Genomic DNA, 21366 nt, shown 5'->3' with positions numbered 1-21366 from the left:
GATCCACCGGCCGGCCGCCTGGCCGTAGACCCAAGACGGAAGCCTATGAACCCGAATTTCCTCGATTTCGAACAGCCGATTGCCGACCTGCAAGCCAAGATCGAAGAGCTGCGCCTGGTGGGCAACGACAACTCGCTGAACATCAGCGATGAAATTGCCCGTCTGCAAGACAAGAGCAGCACCCTGACCGAGAGCATCTTCGGCAACCTGACCAGCTGGCAGATCGCCCGCCTGGCCCGTCACCCGCGCCGTCCGTACACGCTCGACTACATCGACCACATCTTCACCGAGTTCGAAGAGCTGCACGGCGATCGTCACTTCGCCGACGACGCGGCGATCGTCGGCGGTACCGCGCGTCTGAACGACAAGCCGGTCATGGTCATTGGCCACCAGAAGGGCCGCGAAGTGCGCGAGAAGGTCCGCCGCAACTTCGGCATGCCGCGTCCTGAAGGCTACCGCAAGGCCTGCCGCCTGATGGAAATGGCCGAGCGCTTCAAGATGCCGATCCTGACCTTCATCGACACCCCGGGCGCCTACCCGGGCATCGACGCCGAAGAACGCAACCAGAGCGAGGCCATTGCCTGGAACCTGCGGGTGATGGCGCGCCTGAAGACCCCGATCATCGCCACCGTGATCGGTGAGGGCGGTTCCGGCGGCGCACTGGCCATCGGCGTGTGCGACCAGCTGAACATGCTGCAGTACTCCACCTACTCGGTGATTTCGCCGGAAGGTTGCGCCTCGATCCTGTGGAAGACCGCCGACCGCGCGGCCGATGCCGCCGAGGCCATGGGCGTCACCGCCGAGCGCCTGAAGAGCCTGAACATCGTCGACAAGGTCATCCCGGAGCCGCTGGGCGGCGCCCACCGCGATCCGGCGAAGATGGCGGCGAACGTTCGCGCCGACCTGATCGAGCAGCTGGACATGCTCGGCAAGCTCGACAACGACGCGCTGCTCAAGCGCCGTTACGATCGCCTGATGAGCTACGGCCTCTGAGGCGTTTCGGGGCTGCTTTGCAGCCCATTCGCGGGCAAGCCCGCTCCCACTGGTAAAGCGTTGCTCTTGAGGGCTGCGCGGTCCCTGTGGGAGCGGGCTTGCCCGCGAATGGGGCGTACAACGCCCCCGGCATTCAAGAACCCTGTGAGGTCCTGATGATCAACCTGACCTCTCGACTTACCCCCTGGCTCAACGCCCCTGCCTGGCGCGTCGCCTTCTCCGGCGGCCTGGACTCCACTGTCCTCCTGCACCTGCTCGCCAGCTACGCCCGCCACCACCCCGCGCCCCCTCTGCGCGCCATTCATGTCCACCACGGCCTGCAAGCCGCCGCCGATGCCTGGCCCGCCCATTGCCAGTCGGTCTGCGATGCCCTGGGTATCGAACTCGACGTGATCCCTGTCCAGGTAGCCCCTGGCGCCAGCCTCGAACAGGCCGCGCGCAATGCCCGCTACGACGCCTTCGAAAAACGACTGGGCGCAGACGAGGTGCTGTTCACCGGTCAGCACCGCGACGACCAGGCCGAGACCTTGCTTTTTCGTCTTCTGCGCGGCGCAGGCCTGCGTGGGTTGTCTGCCATGCCGGCACATCGGGCACTGGGGCAGGGCAGCCTGGCGCGGCCGATGCTGGGGCTGTCGCGCCAGCAGTTGCAGGCCTACGCCGATGCTCACGGGTTGGTCTGGATCGACGATCCTTCCAATGGCGACACGGCCTTTGCCCGCAACTTCCTCCGTGGCGAGGTCCTGCCGCTGCTGCGCGGTCGCTGGCCGCAGGCCGAAGCCAACCTGGCGCGCAGTGCCGAACACCTGGGCGAAGCCCTGGGGTTGCTGGACGAGCTGGCCGGCAGCGATCTGGTGAGCGCCTGCGACAATGCGCCGCTGCCCTGGCTGGGGTTGGATTCTCTAAGCCTCGACGCGCTCTGTGCGTTGCCCCCGGCGCGTCAGCGCAACGCCCTGCAGTACTGGCTCAGCCAGCGCACCCGGCTGCCTGACACTCGCCACTGGGCCGGCTGGAACGATCTGCGCGACGCGGCGGCCGATGCCTGTCCGGTCTGGCGCCTGACCGACGGCGAACTGCAGCGCAGCCATGGGCGCATCTGGTGGCTGAGTGGCGAATGGCTGGGCACGGTATCGGGTGAGCACCCCTGGCTCGATGGCGCGCAAGCGTTGCGCCTGCCGGGCAATGGCAGTGTCCACCTGCGTTCGGACTTGCCGGCTGAAGGCTTGTGCATTCGCTATCGCCAGGGCGGCGAGGTGATGCAGCTGCCCGGGCGCGGCCAACGCGATCTCAAGCGCCTGCTCAACGAGGCGCAGATCCCGCACTTCGTGCGCCAGCGCTTGCCGTTGCTGTATCGCGGCGAGCAATTGCTGGCGGTGGCCAACCTGCCCGAGCGGGCTTTGGCAGATTGCCAGCTGCACTGGCAGCCGCCGACGAACGTGCAAGGTTTGAGCTGAAGGGTACATTCGGGTAGACTACCCTCCCTTCTTGATACAGCTTCTGTGGGTTCCGCGAAAACACAGAGGTTGCCGATTACCAAGCAGTTTTTTGCTGGGCTGATTTCTTAAAATGACGAGCGAGCTCCATGCCGGGGACACCCCTGGTCTGTACAGACGCGGCAGTTTTTCGAGATGCACTGTGATTGACGCAGGTGATCGGGGGCTTCGGCCTTCCTTCGCTTTCTCCGGCGGCGCTGGCCGCCTTAACGCAGACTTCTAGGGTTTTTCATGACGCGCTACATATTCGTCACGGGCGGTGTTGTTTCTTCATTGGGGAAAGGCATTGCCTCGGCTTCCCTGGCGGCCATCCTGGAAGCGCGGGGGCTCAAAGTCACCATGCTCAAGCTGGACCCGTACATCAACGTCGACCCGGGCACCATGAGCCCGTTCCAGCACGGTGAAGTGTTCGTCACCCACGATGGCGCCGAGACCGACCTCGACCTGGGCCACTACGAGCGGTTCATCCGCACCACGATGACCCAGAACAACAACTTCACCACTGGCCGTATCTACGAGCACGTGCTGCGTAAAGAGCGCCGTGGCGACTACCTGGGCGCGACCATCCAGGTCATCCCGCACATCACCGACGAAATCAAGCGCCGCATCATCAAGGGTGCCGGCGATGCCGACGTCGCGCTGGTCGAGATCGGCGGTACCGTGGGCGACATCGAATCGCAGCCGTTCCTCGAGGCGATCCGCCAGCTGCGCGTCGAAGTGGGCTCCAAGCGCGCCATGCTGATGCACCTGACCCTGGTCCCGTACATCGCCACCGCTGGCGAGACCAAGACCAAGCCGACCCAGCACTCGGTGAAGGAACTGCGCTCCATCGGCCTGCAGCCTGACGTGCTGATCTGCCGCTCCGACCACCCGGTCGATGCCTCGTCGCGTCGCAAGATCGCGTTGTTCACCAACGTCGAAGAGCGCGCGGTGATTTCGCTGGAAGACGTCGACACCATCTACAAGATCCCTGGCGTGCTGCACGCACAAGGCCTGGACGACTTCGTCGTCGAGCGCTTCGGCCTGCAGTGCAACAGCGCCGACCTGTCCGAGTGGGACAAGGTGGTGGACGCCAAGCTCAACCCTGAGCAGGAAGTCACCATCGCCATGGTCGGCAAGTACATGGAGCTGCTGGACGCGTACAAGTCGCTGATCGAAGCGATGAGCCACGCCGGCATCACCAACCGTACCAAGGTCAACCTGCGCTACATCGACTCCGAAGACATCGAGAACCAGGGCACCAGCCTGCTCGAAGGCGCGGACGCGATCCTCGTTCCGGGCGGTTTCGGCCTGCGCGGCGTGGAAGGCAAGATCACCGCGGTGCAGTACGCCCGTGAGAACAAGGTTCCATACCTGGGCATCTGCCTGGGCATGCAGGTAGCCGTGATCGAGTTCGCCCGTAACGTGATGGGCTGGAAAGACGCCAACTCCACCGAGTTCGACCGCAACAGCGGCCACCCGGTGGTCGGCCTGATCACCGAGTGGGCCGATGCCACCGGCGCGGTCGAGACCCGTACCGAAGCCTCCGACCTGGGCGGCACCATGCGCCTGGGCGCGCAGGACTGCCAGTTGGCGGCCGGCTCCAAGGTCCACGACTGCTACGGCAAGGACATCATCACCGAGCGCCATCGTCACCGCTACGAAGTCAACAACGTGCTGCTGCCGCAGCTGGTCGAGGCTGGCCTGCAGGTGTCCGGTCGCTCCGAAGACGGCGCGCTGGTCGAAGTGGTCGAGTCCAAGGATCACCCGTGGTTCGTCGCCTGCCAGTTCCACCCGGAGTTCACCTCCACCCCGCGTGACGGTCACCCGCTGTTCAGCGGCTTCGTCAAGGCGGCCCTGGCACAGAAGAACAAGGCCTGATCCATGACTCAGAAGATCATTCGCGTCGGTAACATCGAGATCGCCAACGACAAGCCGTTCGTCCTGTTCGGCGGCATGAACGTCCTGGAGTCCCGTGACCTGGCCCTGAAGGTCTGCGAGGAGTACGTGCGGGTTACCGAGAAACTCGGTATCCCATACGTGTTCAAGGCCAGCTTCGACAAGGCCAACCGTTCGTCGGTCAACTCGTACCGTGGCCCGGGCATGGAAGAAGGCCTGAAGATCTTCGAGGAGATCAAGCGCACCTTCAACGTGCCGGTGATCACCGACGTACACGAGCCCTACCAGTGCGAACCGGTAGCCAAGGTGTGCGACATCATCCAGCTGCCGGCCTTCCTGTCGCGCCAGACCGACCTGGTCGTGGCGATGGCCAAGACCGGCGCGGTGATCAACATCAAGAAGGCGCAGTTCCTCGCGCCCCACGAGATGAAGCACATCCTCGCCAAGTGCGTCGAGGCCGGCAACGATCAGCTCATCCTGTGTGAGCGCGGTTCGAGCTTCGGCTACAACAACCTGGTGGTGGACATGCTCGGCTTCGGCATCATGAAGCAGTTCGAGTACCCGGTGTTCTTCGACGTGACCCACTCGCTGCAGACACCGGGTGGTCGTGCCGACTCCGCCGGTGGTCGCCGCGCTCAGGTTACCGACCTGGCCAAGGCCGGCATGAGCCAGGGCCTGGCCGGTCTGTTCCTCGAGGCGCATCCGGATCCGGACAACGCCAAGTGCGACGGTCCATGCGCGCTGCGCCTGGACAAGCTGGAGCCGTTCCTGGCCCAGCTCAAGCAACTGGACGACCTGGTGAAAAGTTTTCCGACGGTAGAAACCGCGTAAAGCTCATTTCTCGGGTAAAGTACCGCCCGTTCCACCCCCTGACCTATCGGTCAGGGGGCTCCCTTCCCCAGGCCTGCCCGTGCCATGTCGCCTGGTGAACGGCAAGAATTCCCAAAAGCTGCGTTGTTTTCGTCAATTCTGGAGTGCTTACAACAATGGCAAAGATCGTCGACATCAAAGGTCGTGAAGTTCTCGATTCGCGTGGCAACCCCACCGTGGAAGCCGATGTCCTGCTCGACAACGGCATCATCGGCAGCGCCTGCGCGCCGTCGGGGGCTTCCACTGGCTCGCGCGAAGCGCTGGAGCTGCGTGATGGCGACAAGAGCCGTTACCTGGGCAAGGGCGTGCTGAAGGCCGTCGCCAACATCAACGGCCCGATCCGCGACCTGCTGCTGGGCAAGGACCCATCGGACCAGAAAGCCCTGGACCGCGCCATGATCGAGCTGGACGGTACCGAGAACAAGGCCAAGCTGGGCGCCAACGCCATCCTGGCCGTGTCCCTGGCTGCCGCCAAGGCCGCCGCCCAGGACCAGGACCTGCCGCTGTACGCGCACATCGCCAACCTCAATGGCACTCCGGGTCAATACTCCATGCCGGTGCCGATGATGAACATCATCAACGGCGGCGAGCACGCCGACAACAACGTCGACATCCAGGAGTTCATGGTGCAGCCGGTTGGCGCCAAGACCTTCTCCGACGGCCTGCGCATGGGCACCGAGATCTTCCATCACCTCAAGGCCGTGCTCAAGGCCCGTGGCCTGAACACCGCCGTCGGTGACGAAGGTGGCTTCGCCCCGAACCTGGCCTCCAACGAAGACGCCCTGGGCGCCATCGCCGAAGCGGTCGAGAAGGCTGGCTACAAGCTGGGCACCGACGTCACCCTGGCCCTGGACTGCGCGGCTTCCGAGTTCTACGAAGACGGCAAGTACAACCTGTCCGGTGAAGGCAAGTCGTTCGACGCCGAAGGTTTTGCCGATTACCTGAAGGGCCTGACCGAGCGCTTCCCGATCATCTCGATCGAAGACGGCCTGGACGAGTCCGACTGGGCTGGCTGGAAGATCCTCACCGACAAGATCGGCGAGAAGGTGCAACTGGTCGGCGACGACCTGTTCGTCACCAACACCAAGATCCTCAAGGAAGGCATCGAGAAGGGCATCGGCAACTCGATCCTGATCAAGTTCAACCAGATCGGCTCGCTGACCGAAACCCTCGAAGCCATCCAGATGGCCAAGGCCGCTGGCTACACCGCGGTGATCTCGCACCGTTCCGGTGAAACCGAAGACTCGACCATCGCCGATTTGGCCGTGGGTACCGCCGCTGGTCAGATCAAGACCGGTTCGCTGTGCCGCTCCGACCGCGTCAGCAAGTACAACCAGCTGCTGCGTATCGAAGAGCAACTGGGCGCCAAGGCCGTCTATCGCGGTCGCGCCGAGTTTCGCGGCTGAGCAAGAGATGGTAAAAAGGCAGCAGCCGGGGCCAGCTGAACGTTCGTTCTGATCGTTTGCTTGTCTGCTACGGGTTTCTGTCGACGAAGCCTGGCCTCGGCCAGGCTTCGTGCTATCGGAAGCTCGCTGCGGCGGCCTTTTCTACCCTGGATATCTTCATGCGCAGTCCCTATTGGTTGTTCCTCGTCCTGCTCCTGCTGCTCGGCGGCCTGCAATACCGCCTTTGGGTGGGTAACGGCAGCCTGGCGCAAGTGACCGAACTCAAGCAGCAGATCGCCGAACAGCATGCGGAAAACGAACGTCTGCTGGAACGCAATCGCGTGCTCGACGCCGAGGTCCTGGAGTTGAAGAAAGGTATGGAGACCGTGGAAGAACGGGCTCGTCATGAATTGGGGATGGTCAAGGAGGGCGAAACCCTCTACCAGTTGCCGCAGAAATGACCCATGCATTGCCGGCCTTCTGGGCCGTGATTCCTGCCGCGGGCGTTGGTGCCCGCATGGCTGCCGACCGCCCCAAGCAATATTTGCAGCTGGGTGGGCAGACCATTCTCGAGCACAGTCTCGATTGTTTTCTCGGCCATCCCGCACTCAAGGGCGTGGTGGTCAGCATTGCCGAAGACGACCCCTACTGGCCTGGCCTGCGTTGCGCCAGCGATGCGCGCATCCAGCGCGCGCCAGGTGGTCGCGAGCGCGCCGACTCGGTGCTCAATGCCTTGCTGTTGCTGCACGCCCAGGGGGCGTCGGATGACGACTGGGTGTTGGTGCACGATGCGGCCCGGCCCAACCTGGCGCGTGCCGATCTGGACAAATTGCTGTCAGTCTTGGCTGAAGATCCTGTAGGTGGACTGCTGGCAATTCCTGCGCGGGACACGCTCAAGCGTGCCGATGGCGAGGGTAGGGTGGCTGCCACGGTCGATCGCAGCACCGTCTGGCAGGCCTACACCCCGCAGATGTTTCGCCTCGGCATGTTGCATCGGGCGTTGGCCGAGTGCCTGGTGTCCGATGTGGCGGTCACCGACGAGTCGTCCGCTATCGAATGGGCCGGTCATGCGCCGCGCCTGGTCGAAGGGCGCAGTGACAACATCAAGGTGACCCGTCCGGAGGATCTGGAGTGGTTGCGCCAGCGCTGGAGCGCCCGGCGCTAAGGTTTCACTGCAGCAATGGCCCTTTCGCGGGCAAGCCCGCTCCCACAGGATCTCCACCTGCTCTGAAATCTGTGGAGTCCCTGTGGGTGCGGGCTTGCCCGCGAAGAGGCCGGTAAAACCAATACACTTCATTCAGCCCTGTCGATACTCCGGCAACTGCGCCAACCCTTCCTTCAGGTAATCCACCAACCGCCTGACCTTCGGCGACAGGTGACGCTGTTGCGGATACAGCGCCCACACCGCCGTATTCGGCGGCTGATGCCCCTCCAGCAACGACACCAGCGCGCCACTGTGCAAATGCTCCAGCACGTAGTAGTCCGGCAACTGGCACAGCCCCATGCCCTGCAATGCCGCATCCAGCACCGCCTGGCCGCTGTTGCAGCGCCAGTTGCCCTGCACCCGCTGGCTGATCTCGCGGCCATCCTGCTGCAAGGCCCACAGCTCCGAACTGCCGACCAGGCAGTTGTGCCGCGCCAGTTCCGACAGGCTGTGCGGCCGCCCGTAGCGCTCCAGGTACGCTGGCGAGGCGCACAGGTACATGCGCCGTGGCGCCAGGCGTGTCGCCACCAGCCGCGAATCCTGCAGGCGTCCGAGGCGAATCGCCAGGTCCATGCCTTCGTGCACCAGGTCGAGGGTGCGGTTGCTCAGCTCGATGTCCACGCGCAGTTGCGGGTAGACCGCCATGAATCGCGTCACCAGTGGCACGATGAAGCGTTCGCCATAGGCCACGGCGCAGGTCATGCGCAGCAGGCCCTTGGGCTCGCTGGCCAGATCGCCCATGGCACGCAGGGCCTCCTCGCGACCATCTTGTAGGCGCTGGCAGTGCTGCAGGAAGGTCTGCCCAGCCTCGCTCAGGGTGACGCGCCGGGTACTGCGATACAGCAGGCGGGTCTGCAGGCGCTCTTCGAGGCGGGCGATCTGCCGGCTGACATGCGACGAAGAGACGCCCAGGCGCTCGGCCGCCGCAGTGAACTGGCCTGTCTCGGCGACCGCGACGAACTCGTCGATCCCTTCCCAGCGGCTGCTCATCGATTATCCCTGTATGGCAATAATGTTTTGTATGGCGGCGAATTATTCATCAAAAGCCCCTGAATTACACTGCCAGCCAGAAATCGACCCGCTGTCAGGAGACTTTTGATGATCAAATCCCGTGCTGCCGTAGCCTTCGAAGCCAAGAAACCCCTGGAAATCGTCGAAGTCGACGTGGCCATGCCCAAGGCCGGTGAAGTCCTGTTGCGCGTTATCGCATCCGGGGTCTGCCATACCGACGCCTACACGCTGTCTGGCGCCGACCCGGAAGGCATCTTCCCGTCGATCCTCGGCCATGAGGGCGGGGCGATCGTCGAAGCGGTGGGCGAGGGCGTCACCTCCGTTGCCGTGGGCGACCATGTGATCCCGCTGTACACCCCCGAGTGCGGCAAGTGCAAATTCTGCCTGTCGGGCAAGACCAATCTGTGCCAGGCCATCCGCGCCACCCAGGGCAAGGGCCTGATGCCCGACGGCACCACCCGCTTCAGCTACAAGGGCCAGCAGCTGTTCCACTACATGGGCACCTCGACCTTCTCCGAGTACACCGTGCTGCCGGAAATCTCCGTGGCCAAGATCCAGAAAGAAGCGCCGCTGGAAAAGGTCTGCCTGCTCGGTTGCGGCGTCACCACCGGCATCGGCGCGGTACTGAATACCGCCAAGGTCAAGCCGGGCGATACCGTGGCCATCTTCGGCCTGGGCGGCATCGGCCTGTCGGCGATCATCGGCGCGGTCAAGGCCAAGGCCTCGCGCATCATCGCCATCGACATCAACCCGGCCAAGTTCGAGATTGCCCGCCAATTGGGCGCCACCGATTGCATCAATCCGAAAGACTACGACCGGCCGATCCAGGAAGTGATCGTCGACCTTACCGACGGCGGCGTGGACTTCTCCTTCGAGTGCATCGGCAACGTGCAACTGATGCGCGCGGCGCTGGAGTGCTGCCACAAGGGTTGGGGCGAGTCGGTGATCATCGGCGTCGCCGGTGCCGGCCAGGAAATCGCCACCCGTCCGTTCCAGCTGGTCACCGGGCGCGTCTGGCGCGGTTCGGCGTTCGGCGGCGTGCGTGGCCGCAGCGAGCTGCCCAGCTACGTCGAGATGGCCGAGAAGGGCGAGATCCCACTGGATACCTTCATCACCCATACCATGGGCCTGGAGGACATCAACAAGGCCTTCGACCTGATGCACGAAGGCAAGAGCATCCGTAGCGTTATCCACTTCTGAGGCCCTGCCATGACGCTGGAAAATATCTCCTGCCAGAAGAGCTTCGGCGGCTGGCACAAGCGTTACCGGCACAGCTCCAAGGTGCTTGGCTGCGACATGGTGTTCGCCGTGTACTTGCCGCCCCAGGCCGAGCAAGGTGAGCAGCTGCCTGTGCTGTACTGGCTCAGCGGCCTGACCTGCACCGACGAGAACTTCATGCACAAGGCCGGTGCCCAGCGCCTGGCCGCGGAGCTTGGGCTGATCATCGTCGCCCCGGATACCAGCCCGCGTGGCGAGCAGGTGCCGGGCGATCCGGATGGCGCCTGGGACTTCGGCTTGGGCGCCGGTTTCTACCTCAACGCCACCCAGCAGCCCTGGGCGCAGCACTACCGCATGCATGACTACGTGGTGCATGAGTTGCCGGCGTTGATCGAAGCGCACTTCCCGGCGTCCGACCAGCGCAGTATCAGCGGTCACTCCATGGGCGGGCATGGCGCGTTGGTCTGCGCCTTGCGCAACCCGGGCCGCTACCGTTCGGTGTCGGCGTTCTCGCCGATCAGCAACCCGATGGATTGTCCGTGGGGCGAGAAGGCGTTTTCGCGCTACCTCGGTGAAGACCGTTCGTGCTGGCGCGAGTGGGATGCCAGCGTGCTGCTGGCGCAAGCGCGCGAATGCCCGCCGCTGCTGGTGGATCAAGGTGATCGCGACGACTTCCTCGAGCTGCAGCTCAAGCCACAAGCACTGGAGCAGGCGGCACGCAAGGGCGGGCATGCACTGACCCTGCGCCTGCAGCCGGGCTATGACCACAGCTACTACTTCATCGCCAGCTTCATCGATGAACACCTGCGTCATCACGCGGTGGCGTTGGGGCGGGTTTAGATTGCAAGCTTGAAGCTTCAAGCGACAAGAAGGTACCGGCCTGCTTTTTCTTGTTGCTTGCGGCTTACAGCTTGCAGCTCCAAATGCAGGTAGAATCACGCCCTGACTCAATCAGGGCGTTTTTCTATGCGTATTGGCCACGGCTACGATGTCCACCGCTTCTGCGACGGTGATTTCATTACCCTGGGCGGGGTGCGTATCCCCCATAAATTCGGCCTGCTGGCCCACTCCGACGGCGATGTGCTGCTGCACGCGGTGAGCGACGCGTTGCTGGGGGCCGCGGCGCTGGGCGATATCGGCAAGCACTTCCCCGATACCGATGCGCGCTACAAAGGTATCGATAGCCGCGAGTTGTTGCGTCATGTGCTGCGTATCGTCGGCGAAAAGGGCTGGAAGGTCGGTAACATCGACGCCACCATCGTCGCCCAGGCGCCGCGCATGGCCCCGCACATCGAGACCATGCGTCAGTACGTCGCCGCCGACCTGCAAGTCGAACTCGACCAGGTCAACGTCAAGGCCACCACCGAAGAGAAGCTGGGCTTCACTGGCCGTGAGGAGGGCATCGCCGTGCATGCGGTCGCCCTGCTGCTGCCAGCATGACCGAACTGGAACTGCTGGGCCCACGGGCCTCGGGCGAGGCCTTGGGCACTGCGGTGCTCAAGGCGGTGGCCGAAGACTTCCAGGTCGATGAAGTCCTCGATATCCCGCTGTCTGGCCAAGGCGAGCACCTGTGGCTGTGGGTCGAGAAGCGCGACCTCAATACCGAGGAAGCGGCCCGCCGCCTGGCCCGCGCCGCCGGCGTGCCGGTGCGCGCCATCAGCTATGCCGGCCTCAAGGACCGCCAGGCCCTGACCCGCCAGTGGTTCAGCCTGCACCTGCCGGGCAAGGCCGACCCGGATCTGTCCCGCGCCGAGGACGACACCCTGCGTGTGCTCAAGCAGGTCCGCCACCAGCGCAAACTGCAGCGTGGCGCCCATTCGGCCAACGGCTTCACCCTGCGTCTGACCGCGTTGCAGGCCGACCACCAGGCCCTCGATACGCGGCTGGAACAACTCAAGCAGCAGGGCGTGCCGAATTACTTCGGCAGCCAGCGCTTTGGTCATGCCGGTGGCAATGTGCACGATGCTCAGGACTGGGCCGCGCGCCAGGCCCTGCCCGAGCAGCGCAACGTGCGTTCGCGGCTGCTCTCGGCCGGGCGCAGCTACCTGTTCAACCAGGTCCTGGCCGAACGGGTCGCCGATGGCAGTTGGCAGCGCGCTCAGGTCGGCGACCTGCTGGCCTTTACCGACAAGCGCAGCTTCTTTGTGGCCGGCGAGGCCGAATGCGACGATCCACGCCTGGCCATTCTCGACCTGCACCCGACCGGTCCGCTGTGGGGCGCGGGCGAAGCCCCGAGCCAGGGTGTAACCCACGCGCTCGAGTCTGCGGTCGCCGCGCGCCACCCGGCGCTGTGCGATTGGCTGGCGCGAGCGGGCATGGATCACGAACGGCGCATTCTGCGGCTCCCTATTGGGCGGCTGACGTGGCATTATCCCGAGCCTGATATCCTGCAACTGGAATTCGTCCTTCCGGCCGGATGCTTCGCCACCGTGGTGGTGCGCGAACTCGTCGATCTGGTGCCGGCAGGGCAGACGGACAGCCCATGCGTATTCTGATTTCGAATGACGACGGTGTTACCGCACCTGGCATCGCCGCGCTGCACGACGCGCTGGCGGACTACGCCGAATGCATGGTAATTGCCCCGGATCAAGACAAGAGCGGCGCCAGCAGTTCGCTGACGCTGGACCGGCCGCTGCATCCGCAGACCCTGGCCAACGGTTTCATCAGCCTCAATGGCACGCCGACCGACTGCGTGCACCTGGGGCTCAATGGCTTGCTCGAGCACACCCCCGACATGGTGGTGTCCGGTATCAACCTGGGCGCCAACCTGGGTGACGACGTGCTGTACTCCGGTACGGTCGCCGCCGCGCTGGAGGGGCGTTTCCTCGGCGGCACGTCGCTGGCCTTCTCGCTGCTCTCGCGTCAGGTCGACAATCTGCCGGCCGCCGCCTACATCGCCCGGCGCCTGGTCGAGGCGCAAGCACGCCTGGAACTGCCGCCGCGCACGGTGCTCAACATCAACATTCCCAACCTGCCGCTGGAGCACATCCGGGGTATCCAGCTCACCCGCCTGGGGCACCGGGCGCGTGCTGCGGCACCGACCAAAGTGGTCAATCCGCGTGGCAAGGAAGGCTACTGGATCGCCGTGGCCGGTGACGCCGAGGACGGCGGCCCGGGCACTGACTTCCATGCGGTGATGCAAGGCTATGTGTCGATCACGCCGTTGCAGCTGGACCGCACCTTCAACGATGCCTTCGAGCGTTTCGAGGGCTGGCTGGAGGGCGTGCTCTGATGCGCGAGCAGGACGATCTGATGCGGCGCGGGATCGGCATGACCTCCCAGCGCACCCGCGAGCGGCTGATACAGCGCCTGTACGAAGAGGGCGTGTCGAACGCCAAGGTGCTCGAAGTCATCCGCCGCACGCCGCGCCACCTGTTCGTCGACGAAGCCCTGGCCCATCGTGCCTACGAAGACACGGCGCTGCCGATTGGCCATAACCAGACCATCTCCCAGCCCTTCATGGTCGCGCACATGAGCGAACTGCTGCTGGAGGCCGGGCCGCTGGACAAGGTGCTGGAGATCGGCACTGGCTCCGGTTACCAGACGGCGATCCTTGCCCAGCTGGTGGAGCGGGTGTTCTCGGTGGAGCGGATCAAGGTCCTGCAGGACCGGGCCAAGGAGCGCCTGGTCGAGCTCAACCTGCGCAACGTGGTGTTCCGCTGGGGCGACGGCTGTGAGGGCTGGCCGGCGTTGGCACCCTATAACGGCATCATCGTCACTGCCGTGGCGCCGGAAGTGCCCCAGGCACTGCTCGACCAGCTGGCGCCCGGGGGGCGCATGGTGATCCCGGTCGGGCCGGCGGGAGAAGCCCAGCAACTGATGCTGATCGTGCGCGAAGAGCAGGGTTTTTCGCGTCGAGTGCTGGGCGCGGTGCGTTTCGTGCCGCTGCTCAACGGCCCCTTGGCCTGAGGGCCACGCATTTATATTTGCGCGGGCGACGAATTACTGCGCGCCGGCCCGGTCTATCTGGCGTGGCGGCTGACGCGCGTCGGGGCCAACATCGAGCCACCCCAAGGGCGGAGGCTCGGTTATAATTGAAACATTATTGCATTTCGTATCGTCGTATTCAGGCACCATGAGGGGAGCGCGGGTGGGTCACACAGTCATGCGGCAGCGCAAGGATCGGTCGGGTTTGAAGCTTCTGGCGCTGGCGTTGGCCATGGGGACCTTGTTGGCTGGTTGCTCCAGCACTGGCTCGAACGGCGCGCGCGTGGTCGACCGCAACAACGCGGCGCCCAAGCGCCCGACCGTCACCTCGGGGCAGTACATCGTCAAGCCCGGCGACACGCTGTTCTCCATCGCTTTCCGCTATGGCTGGGACTACAAGGAGCTGGCGGCGCGCAACAACATCGCCGCGCCCTACACCATCCGTCCTGGCCAGCCGATCCGTTTCAACAGTGGCGCGGGCGGCAGCACCACCGTTGTCACCAGCCCTTCATCGTCGAGCAAGACCACGGTCATCCGCCGTCCGGTCGGGACCACCACGCCACCGGCAAACAATGGCAAAAGTGCCACGCCTGCCTCTTCCGGCGCCTCGCAAACGGTTGCCCAGGTGCCCGCCGCAGAGCGTGCCGTCGGCGGTTGGACGTGGCCGGCGAATGGCGTGCTGATTGGAAAATTCGCTTCAAACGGTAGTTTGAATAAAGGCATTGATATCGCCGGTGATTTGGGACAGCCTGTTTTTGCTGCGTCTGATGGAGCGGTGGTCTACGCCGGCAGTGGCTTGAGGGGCTATGGCGAGCTCATCATCATCAAACACAGCGATACCTACGTCAGTGCCTACGGTCACAACCGCAGGCTTTTGGTTCGGGAGGGGCAGCAGGTCAAGGCAGGGCAGACGATCGCAGAAATGGGGTCCACGGGCACTGATCGGGTGAAGCTGCATTTCGAGATTCGCCGCCAGGGCAAACCCGTCGACCCACTCCAGTTCCTGCCACGCCGTTGATCGATGTTCCGGCCTGTTCCTTGGATGTAGAGGGGACAGGCTCCAGCGCTGCCATGGAAGGGTGACGCTCGAGTCTGAGTTCGAACTCAGCAAAGGACTATAACAATGGCTCTCAGTAAAGAAGTGCCGGAGTTTGACATCGACGATGACCTCCTACTGATGGAGACGGGCATCGTTTTGGAAACGGATGTGGTGTCAGACGAACCTGCTGTACCTTCGGTTCGGACCAAGTCGAAACAGGGCGCATCGCTCAAGCAGCACAAGTACATCGATTACAGCCGGGCGCTCGATGCCACCCAGCTGTATCTCAACGAAATCGGCTTTTCGCCTCTGCTCTCGCCAGAGGAGGAAGTCCATTTCGCGCGCCTCTCGCAAAAAGGCGACCCTGCCGGTCGCAAGCGCATGATCGAAAGCAACCTGCGCCTGGTGGTCAAGATCGCGCGCCGCTATGTCAACCGTGGCCTGTCGCTGCTCGACCTGATCGAGGAGGGCAACCTGGGGCTGATCCGTGCGGTGGAGAAATTCGACCCTGAGCGTGGCTTCCGCTTCTCGACCTATGCGACCTGGTGGATCCGCCAGACCATCGAACGGGCGATCATGAACCAGACGCGCACCATCCGCCTGCCCATTCACGTGGTCAAGGAGCTCAACGTCTACCTGCGCGCAGCGCGGGAGCTGACGCAGAAGCTCGACCACGAACCTTCGCCGGAAGAAATCGCCAGCCTGCTGGAAAAACCGGTGGCCGAGGTCAAGCGCATGCTCGGTCTCAACGAGCGGGTTTCCTCGGTGGATGTCTCGCTGGGCCCGGACTCGGACAAGACCCTGCTCGACACGCTCACCGATGATCGCCCCACCGATCCGTGCGAGCTGCTGCAGGATGACGATCTGTCGCAGAGCATCGATCAGTGGCTGGGCGAGCTGACCGACAAGCAGCGTGAAGTGGTGGTGCGTCGCTTTGGCCTGCGTGGGCATGAGAGCAGCACCCTGGAAGACGTAGGGCTGGAAATCGGCTTGACCCGTGAGCGGGTGCGGCAGATCCAGGTCGAGGGCCTCAAGCGCCTGCGCGAAATCCTCGAGAAGAATGGCCTGTCCAGCGAGTCGTTGTTCCAATAGCCGCTGAGCCAGGTACGGCAAACGCCCCGACTTGTTCGGGGCGTTTGCGTTATGGATGGGTAGTTTAGCGTTGCTGGCGAACACCGGCGCAGCCGGTGCCATTCACTACAGCCCAACGGGACTGAATATTCATTTAGCCACCCTCGCAACAACACGTGTAAGCATTTGCTTACTAAGCGTGTAAGCCGTTGCTGTAGGGATCAGTAAATCAATGTCGTTTTCAGTAGGGTACTTTTTCTAACTAATTGATTTTTATAGTTTTATTTATATTTATAAATGTCTCAGTAGAATCATACTGACAAATTCGACGCTTGTTCGCCGCCGGGAAATCGCTAGTATCTGAACTGTGTCTACGGACTGACACAGGCTTTCAAGGATGACGGCCAAGGACATCGCGGGACGCGATTCATCAGGACGATGTTTGGGACAAACAGGGACTACGGAAAAAATGTGGGCGGGTCAAACCGCCCCTTTTTTTTGTCTGCGGAAAATGAAAAAGGCCCTTGCGGGCCTTTTTCGTATCCGGGGCGATCAACGCTCCAGATCGGCAATCTTGCCTGGCTTGCCATCCCACTCTTCAGCGTCTGGCAGGGCGTCTTTCTTCTCGGTGATGTTCGGCCAGATTTCCGCGAGTTCTGCGTTCAACTCGATGAAGTTCTCCATGCCAGCCGGCACTTCGTCTTCCGAGAAAATGGCCTGGGCCGGGCATTCCGGCTCGCACAGGGCACAGTCGATGCACTCGTCCGGGTGGATCACCAGGAAGTTCGGGCCTTCGTAGAAGCAGTCCACCGGACAGACTTCCACGCAGTCGGTGTACTTGCATTTGATGCAGTTGTCGGTGACGACGAAGGTCATTTCTAATTCTCTCCTCAGGCGACGGCAGCTTGCCCTTCCTTCCAGGGCAGCGCGGTTCACGTTGCTGGCTGCAGGCCAGGCTAATAACCTGCAGCACTCGCGAACCGCGCCGGATTCTACCAGCTTGCGCGGTTGGCCGTTATAACAGGTTTTTCAGTTGATATAGCATTTCGATAGCTTGGCGCGGCGTCATGTCATCCAGGTCCAGCTTGCCCAGCTTCTCGATGGCCGGGTGTGGCAGGCTGGCGAACAAGTCGCTCTGGTGCGGCACGTGAGGCGTGTTGTTGCTGGCGCCGTTGTCCTTGCGGGCGACGGGGGCCTCGTGGGGCAGGCTGGCGGTTTCCAGCCGGCCCAGGTGTTCGCGGGCACGCTGGATCACCACTGCGGGCACTCCGGCCAACTGCGCCACCGCCAAGCCATAGCTCTGGCTGGCAGGCCCCGGCAGCACGTGGTGCAGGAACACGATGCGCTCGTTGTGCTCGGTGGCGTTCAGGTGCACGTTGGCCACCAGCGGTTCGCTCTCCGGCAGCACGGTCAGCTCGAAATAGTGCGTGGCGAACAGCGTGTAGGCGCGCAGCTGGGCCAGGCGCTCGGCGGCGGCCCAGGCCAGCGACAGGCCGTCGAAGGTGCTGGTGCCGCGACCGACTTCGTCCATCAGCACCAGGCTGCGGTCGGTGGCGTTGTGCAGGATATTGGCGGTCTCGCTCATCTCGACCATGAAGGTCGAGCGCCCGCCAGCCAGGTCATCGCTGGAGCCGATACGGGTGAAGATGCGGTCGACCGGCGACAGCTCGCAGCGCGCGGCCGGCACATAGCTGCCGATATGCGCCATCAGCACGATCAGGGCGGTCTGGCGCATGTAGGTGGACTTACCGCCCATGTTCGGGCCGGTGATGATCAGCATCCGCGTGCTGTCGTCCAGGCCCAGGTCGTTGGCCACGAACGGCGTGGTCAGTACCTGTTCGACCACCGGGTGGCGGCCCTGCTCGATACGCATGCAGGGTTCGTCGACGAAGCTTGGGCAGTTCAGGTCCAGGTTCAGCGCGCGCTCGGCCAGGTTGCTCAGCACGTCCAGCTCGGCCAAGGCCGCGGCGCTGTCCTGCAGCGGCGCCAGGTGGCCGATGAGGGTCTCGAGCAGGGCGTCGTAGAGCATCTTCTCGCGGCTCAGCGCGCGGCTCTTGGCCGACAGCGCCTTGTCCTCGAAGGCCTTGAGCTCGGGGGTGATGAAGCGCTCGGCACCCTTGAGCGTCTGGCGACGGATGTAGTCGCCCGGCGCCTGCTCGGCCTGCTTGGTCGGCAGCTCGATGTAGTAGCCGTGCACGCGGTTGTAGCCGACCTTGAGGTTGGCCAGGCCCGTGCGGGCTTTTTCGCGGGCTTCCAGGTCGATGAGGAACTGGCCGGCGTTCTCGCTCATGGCCAGCAGCTCGTCGAGCTCGCTGTCATAGCCGGTCTTGAGCACGCCGCCGTCGCGGATCACCGCTGGCGGATTGTCGATGATCGCCCGCTCCAGCAGGCCGGCCAGTTCCGGATAGGTGCCGGCGATGGCCGCCAGGCGCGCCAGGTGCGGCGCTTCGAGTTCGGCCATGGCGTTCTGCAGCTCGGGCAGGGCGCCGAGGGCGTCGCGCAGGCGCGCCAGGTCGCGAGGACGGGCGTTGCGCAGGCCGATACGGGCGAGAATCCGCTCGATGTCGCCGATTTCCTTGAGCTGCGGTTGCAGCTTCTCGAAACGGTAGCCGTCGAGCAGGCAGCGAATCGAGTCCTGGCGCGCCTTGAGCACCTTCAGGTCGCGCAGCGGGCGGTTCAGCCAGCGGGTCAGCAGGCGGCTGGCCATGGCGGTCTGGCAGCGGTCGATCACCGATTGCAGGGTGTTGTCGCGGCCACCGGCCAGGTTGATGTCCAGCTCCAGGTTGCGGCGGCTGGCGGCATCGAGGATGACCGTGTCATCCATGCGCTCGTGGCGCAGGCTGCGCAGGTGGGGCAGGGCGGTACGCTGGGTTTCCTTGGCGTAGGTCAGCAGGCAGCCGGCCGCGCCGATGGCCAGGGTCAGCTTGTCGCAGCCAAAGCCCTTGAGGTCCTGGGTGGCGAATTGCTGGCAGAGGCTCTTGCGCGCCGAATCGCGGTCGAAATCCCAGGGCGCGCGGCGCCGGGCGCCGGGGCGCTTCTCCGCGGGCAGGCCCTGGGGCCAGTCATCGGGGATCAGCAGTTCCACCGGGTTGATGCGCTCGAGCTCGGCCAGCAGGTTCTCCCAGCCCTTGATCTCCTGCACGGTGAAGTTGCCGCTGGTGATGTCCAGCACGGCCAGGCCGAACAGGCGCTCGTCACCGAGCAGGGCGGCGATCAGGTTGTCGCGGCGCTCGTCGAGCAGGGCCTCGTCGCTGATCGTGCCGGGGGTGATGATGCGCACCACCTGGCGCTCCACCGGGCCCTTGCTGGTGGCCGGGTCACCGATCTGCTCGCAGATCACCACCGATTCGCCGAGCTTGACCAGCTTGGCCAGGTAGCCTTCGAGCGAATGGAAGGGAATCCCGCACATGGGGATCGACTGGCCCGCCGACTGGCCGCGGGCGGTCAGGGTGATATCCAGCAGTTTCGCGGCCTTCTTCGCATCTTCGTAGAAGATCTCGTAGAAGTCGCCCATGCGGTAGAACATCAGCTGGTCCGGATGCTGGTTCTTCAGCTTCCAGTACTGCTGCATCATCGGAGTGTGTGCGGAGAGATCAGACATTCAAGGCCTTGGAGCTATGCGTCTAGCTAGACAATTGCGAAACGCCTAATACTACAGGCTTTTGCGTGGCATTGCTGATGCCGACCTAAACGGTGGCGGATGTTTTTCGTTCATTGCACAGCCCCCTTTGGAGCGAGGGCCGTGAAGCTGGAGTACCATGGCCCGCCGCCCTTGCATCAATCGATGAAATTGGAACCTTAATGTCGCGCACCTTATTACTGCTCCTGGCCCTGGCGCCGTCTGTTGCCTTTAGCGCAAGCCTGGGAGAGCACCTTGGCGACCTGGAGTCGGCTTTTCGCCCTGAACTGCCGGCCCTGAAGCCAGAGCCAACGGCGCAAGCCGCGCCTTCGCCCTTCAGGGTTGCCCCGCTCGGCGGTGTGGTGAGCCAAGGCCAGTGCAACTCCGTCACGCTTGCCGACGAGCAGTCCTCGTGCGTGCGAGTGGATATCTGCACGGACTGCGCGCAATAGCGACTGCGGGAGTCGCCTGCCATCGCGCCTATGCGGCGGCTTGCTTTTCCCCTTTCACGGCTGCATTATGCACGCTATGCAAAAACGCAACGTAGCTTCCGTACTCAGAGCCCTGCTCAACCGTCACGGCCTGTCTCCGACAGAGCTGCATCGGCGCACGGGCGTTCCGCAATCCACCCTGTCGCGCATTCTCAGCGAGAAGATCGTCGACCCTTCCGACAAGCATGTGTCGAAGATCGCCGAGTATTTCGGCGTGAGTACCGACCAGCTGCGCGGACGGGCCGAGCTCGGCGAGTCGCGTGAGGCGACCGTGACGCAGCCTGGCCATGCCGCCTTGCGTGATATCAGCCTGTGGGACGATGAAACCCCCGTCGAGGACGACGAGGTGTCCGTTCCTTTTCTTCGTGAGGTCGAGTTGGCAGCAGGATCAGGAAGATTCGTCATCGAAGAGAGCGAGAATGCCCGCTTGCGTTTCGGCAAGCGCAGCCTGCGCCACAATGGTGTGCAGTTCGACCATGCCAAGTGCGTGACGGTGCGTGGCAACAGCATGCTGCCGGTGCTGCGCGATGGCGCCACGGTCGGCGTCAACACCGGCAAATGCACGATTGGCGATATCATCGACGGCGACCTCTACGCCATCAACCACAATGGCCAGCTGCGGGTGAAGCAGGTGTATCGCCTGCCCACCGGAATTCGCCTGCGCAGCTTCAACCGCGATGAGCATCCGGACGAGGACTACAGCTTCCAGCAGATGCAGGATGAGCAAATCAGCCTGCTGGGTCACGTCTTCTGGTGGGGCATGTACGCCCGCTGATCTTTCCCTGAGCAAGAAGAACCCGCCAAGGCGGGTTTTTTTTCGTCCTCAGAAAACCCCTACAAGCCGCAGCTGAAAAGGCCTTCATGCATTTCAGCAAATCCATGTGCATAAATATTTCCAAAAATGCATTGACTGGATATGCATACATGCATAGCCTGTGTCTCAAGCCGGTCAGCAACCGGTTGTTACACAGGCAGCGATGAACAGGCCTCGACTGTTCAGAGGGTTGGCAACTGGCCCGGGTGTGCAGCGTAAAGCACCACGATCAGTTATCCGGCGGGCAGGCGGCCGCGGTCGGAGTCACCAATTTGAAGCGGAACCGCGCGGCGTCACCAGTCGTGGCCGGCGGTTCGACAACGCATTACTGAAAAGCCTGCACGGCGGGCTTTTTG

The 21366-nt window shown here is 63.5% G+C and carries 19 protein-coding genes; 16 read left to right on the top strand and 3 right to left on the bottom strand.

All coding sequences use genetic code 11. From position 1 onward, the window contains the following. Nucleotides 1-45: 45 nt before the first annotated feature. From HU772_RS18910 to ispD, 7 genes are all read left to right on the top strand, one after another. The gene (locus HU772_RS18910; protein WP_028690663.1) at nt 46-993 is read left to right on the top strand and encodes an acetyl-CoA carboxylase carboxyltransferase subunit alpha; all 948 of its coding nucleotides are present in this window, start codon (nt 46-48) and stop codon (nt 991-993) included. 155 nt (nt 994-1148) lie between these two features. Continuing rightward, nucleotides 1149-2444: a tRNA lysidine(34) synthetase TilS gene (gene tilS, locus HU772_RS18905; protein ID WP_186660063.1), complete on the top strand. Its 1296-nt coding sequence runs from the start codon at nt 1149-1151 to the stop codon at nt 2442-2444. Between the two features lie 270 nt (nt 2445-2714). Then, nucleotides 2715-4343, top strand: coding sequence for a CTP synthase (pyrG, locus tag HU772_RS18900; RefSeq protein WP_023630712.1), 1629 nt, complete (start codon nt 2715-2717; stop codon nt 4341-4343). 3 nt (nt 4344-4346) lie between these two features. Next, a complete protein-coding gene (kdsA, locus tag HU772_RS18895) occupies nt 4347-5192 on the top strand; it encodes a 3-deoxy-8-phosphooctulonate synthase (protein WP_186660065.1) in 846 nt (281 codons plus the stop codon). Between the two features lie 155 nt (nt 5193-5347). Continuing rightward, nucleotides 5348-6637 (top strand): phosphopyruvate hydratase, encoded by a 1290-nt coding sequence (eno, locus tag HU772_RS18890; RefSeq protein ID WP_003252333.1) that lies wholly within the window; start codon nt 5348-5350, stop codon nt 6635-6637. Between the two features lie 158 nt (nt 6638-6795). Further along, on the top strand, nt 6796-7077 hold the full coding sequence (gene ftsB, locus HU772_RS18885; RefSeq protein ID WP_186660066.1) for a cell division protein FtsB: 282 nt from the start codon (nt 6796-6798) through the stop codon (nt 7075-7077). Further along, nucleotides 7074-7781, top strand: coding sequence for a 2-C-methyl-D-erythritol 4-phosphate cytidylyltransferase (gene ispD / locus HU772_RS18880; RefSeq protein ID WP_186660067.1), 708 nt, complete (start codon nt 7074-7076; stop codon nt 7779-7781). The genes ftsB and ispD overlap by 4 nt, the downstream gene beginning before the upstream one ends. Nucleotides 7782-7913: 132 nt before the next feature. Here ispD and HU772_RS18875 read toward each other — a convergent pair whose 3' ends face one another. Next, nucleotides 7914-8810, bottom strand: coding sequence for a LysR substrate-binding domain-containing protein (locus HU772_RS18875; RefSeq protein WP_186660068.1), 897 nt, complete (start codon nt 8808-8810; stop codon nt 7914-7916). A gap of 108 nt (nt 8811-8918) precedes the next feature. Between HU772_RS18875 and HU772_RS18870 the strand changes: the two genes are divergently transcribed. From HU772_RS18870 to rpoS, 8 genes are all read left to right on the top strand, one after another. Continuing rightward, complete coding sequence (locus HU772_RS18870) at nt 8919-10031, top strand: S-(hydroxymethyl)glutathione dehydrogenase/class III alcohol dehydrogenase (protein ID WP_186660069.1); 1113 nt, start codon at nt 8919-8921, stop codon at nt 10029-10031. A gap of 9 nt (nt 10032-10040) precedes the next feature. Continuing rightward, nucleotides 10041-10889 carry an S-formylglutathione hydrolase gene (gene fghA, locus HU772_RS18865; RefSeq protein ID WP_186660070.1) on the top strand — a complete coding sequence of 283 codons (849 nt, stop codon included), beginning with the start codon at nt 10041-10043 and terminating at the stop codon, nt 10887-10889. 126 nt (nt 10890-11015) lie between these two features. Then, entirely contained in the window at nt 11016-11489 is a 474-nt protein-coding gene (ispF, locus tag HU772_RS18860; protein WP_186660071.1) for a 2-C-methyl-D-erythritol 2,4-cyclodiphosphate synthase, read from the top strand. Next, nucleotides 11486-12544, top strand: a complete 1059-nt coding sequence (truD, locus tag HU772_RS18855; RefSeq protein ID WP_186660072.1) for a tRNA pseudouridine(13) synthase TruD — start codon at nt 11486-11488, stop codon at nt 12542-12544. The genes ispF and truD overlap by 4 nt, the downstream gene beginning before the upstream one ends. After that, the gene (gene surE / locus HU772_RS18850) at nt 12532-13281 is read left to right on the top strand and encodes a 5'/3'-nucleotidase SurE (protein WP_186660073.1); all 750 of its coding nucleotides are present in this window, start codon (nt 12532-12534) and stop codon (nt 13279-13281) included. Before truD ends, surE begins: the two co-directional genes overlap by 13 nt. Nucleotides 13282-13319: 38 nt before the next feature. After that, nucleotides 13320-13958 (top strand): protein-L-isoaspartate(D-aspartate) O-methyltransferase, encoded by a 639-nt coding sequence (locus HU772_RS18845; protein WP_186660133.1) that lies wholly within the window; start codon nt 13320-13322, stop codon nt 13956-13958. A 181-nt stretch (nt 13959-14139) separates the two neighbouring features. Then, a complete protein-coding gene (locus HU772_RS18840; protein ID WP_186660074.1) occupies nt 14140-14994 on the top strand; it encodes a peptidoglycan DD-metalloendopeptidase family protein in 855 nt (284 codons plus the stop codon). Between the two features lie 105 nt (nt 14995-15099). Then, complete coding sequence (rpoS, locus tag HU772_RS18835; RefSeq protein WP_011535249.1) at nt 15100-16107, top strand: RNA polymerase sigma factor RpoS; 1008 nt, start codon at nt 15100-15102, stop codon at nt 16105-16107. A gap of 531 nt (nt 16108-16638) precedes the next feature. Here rpoS and fdxA read toward each other — a convergent pair. Together fdxA and mutS are read right to left on the bottom strand one after the other, a co-directional pair. Further along, entirely contained in the window at nt 16639-16962 is a 324-nt protein-coding gene (fdxA, locus tag HU772_RS18830; protein WP_011535248.1) for a ferredoxin FdxA, read from the bottom strand. A gap of 139 nt (nt 16963-17101) precedes the next feature. Further along, nucleotides 17102-19687, bottom strand: a complete 2586-nt coding sequence (mutS, locus tag HU772_RS18825; protein WP_186660076.1) for a DNA mismatch repair protein MutS — start codon at nt 19685-19687, stop codon at nt 17102-17104. A gap of 546 nt (nt 19688-20233) precedes the next feature. Between mutS and HU772_RS18820 the strand changes: the two genes are divergently transcribed. After that, nucleotides 20234-20971, top strand: coding sequence for a LexA family transcriptional regulator (locus HU772_RS18820; RefSeq protein ID WP_186660078.1), 738 nt, complete (start codon nt 20234-20236; stop codon nt 20969-20971). Nucleotides 20972-21366: the final 395 nt, after the last annotated feature.

The sequence above is a fragment of the Pseudomonas xantholysinigenes genome, assembly GCF_014268885.2.
Lineage (GTDB): Bacteria > Pseudomonadota > Gammaproteobacteria > Pseudomonadales > Pseudomonadaceae > Aquipseudomonas > Aquipseudomonas xantholysinigenes.
Note: the sequence above shows the minus strand (reverse complement) of the source record. Positions and strands in the feature narration are given on the sequence as shown.

Coding starts and splice junctions, on each gene's coding strand:
- HU772_RS18910 (WP_028690663.1), top strand. CDS start 46: ATGAACCCGAATTTCCTCGATTTCGAACAGCCGATTGCCGACCTGCAA.
- tilS (WP_186660063.1), top strand. CDS start 1,149: ATGATCAACCTGACCTCTCGACTTACCCCCTGGCTCAACGCCCCTGCC.
- pyrG (WP_023630712.1), top strand. CDS start 2,715: ATGACGCGCTACATATTCGTCACGGGCGGTGTTGTTTCTTCATTGGGG.
- kdsA (WP_186660065.1), top strand. CDS start 4,347: ATGACTCAGAAGATCATTCGCGTCGGTAACATCGAGATCGCCAACGAC.
- eno (WP_003252333.1), top strand. CDS start 5,348: ATGGCAAAGATCGTCGACATCAAAGGTCGTGAAGTTCTCGATTCGCGT.
- ftsB (WP_186660066.1), top strand. CDS start 6,796: ATGCGCAGTCCCTATTGGTTGTTCCTCGTCCTGCTCCTGCTGCTCGGC.
- ispD (WP_186660067.1), top strand. CDS start 7,074: ATGACCCATGCATTGCCGGCCTTCTGGGCCGTGATTCCTGCCGCGGGC.
- HU772_RS18875 (WP_186660068.1), bottom strand. CDS start 8,810: ATGAGCAGCCGCTGGGAAGGGATCGACGAGTTCGTCGCGGTCGCCGAG.
- HU772_RS18870 (WP_186660069.1), top strand. CDS start 8,919: ATGATCAAATCCCGTGCTGCCGTAGCCTTCGAAGCCAAGAAACCCCTG.
- fghA (WP_186660070.1), top strand. CDS start 10,041: ATGACGCTGGAAAATATCTCCTGCCAGAAGAGCTTCGGCGGCTGGCAC.
- ispF (WP_186660071.1), top strand. CDS start 11,016: ATGCGTATTGGCCACGGCTACGATGTCCACCGCTTCTGCGACGGTGAT.
- truD (WP_186660072.1), top strand. CDS start 11,486: ATGACCGAACTGGAACTGCTGGGCCCACGGGCCTCGGGCGAGGCCTTG.
- surE (WP_186660073.1), top strand. CDS start 12,532: ATGCGTATTCTGATTTCGAATGACGACGGTGTTACCGCACCTGGCATC.
- HU772_RS18845 (WP_186660133.1), top strand. CDS start 13,320: ATGACCTCCCAGCGCACCCGCGAGCGGCTGATACAGCGCCTGTACGAA.
- rpoS (WP_011535249.1), top strand. CDS start 15,100: ATGGCTCTCAGTAAAGAAGTGCCGGAGTTTGACATCGACGATGACCTC.
- fdxA (WP_011535248.1), bottom strand. CDS start 16,962: ATGACCTTCGTCGTCACCGACAACTGCATCAAATGCAAGTACACCGAC.
- mutS (WP_186660076.1), bottom strand. CDS start 19,687: ATGTCTGATCTCTCCGCACACACTCCGATGATGCAGCAGTACTGGAAG.
- HU772_RS18820 (WP_186660078.1), top strand. CDS start 20,234: ATGCAAAAACGCAACGTAGCTTCCGTACTCAGAGCCCTGCTCAACCGT.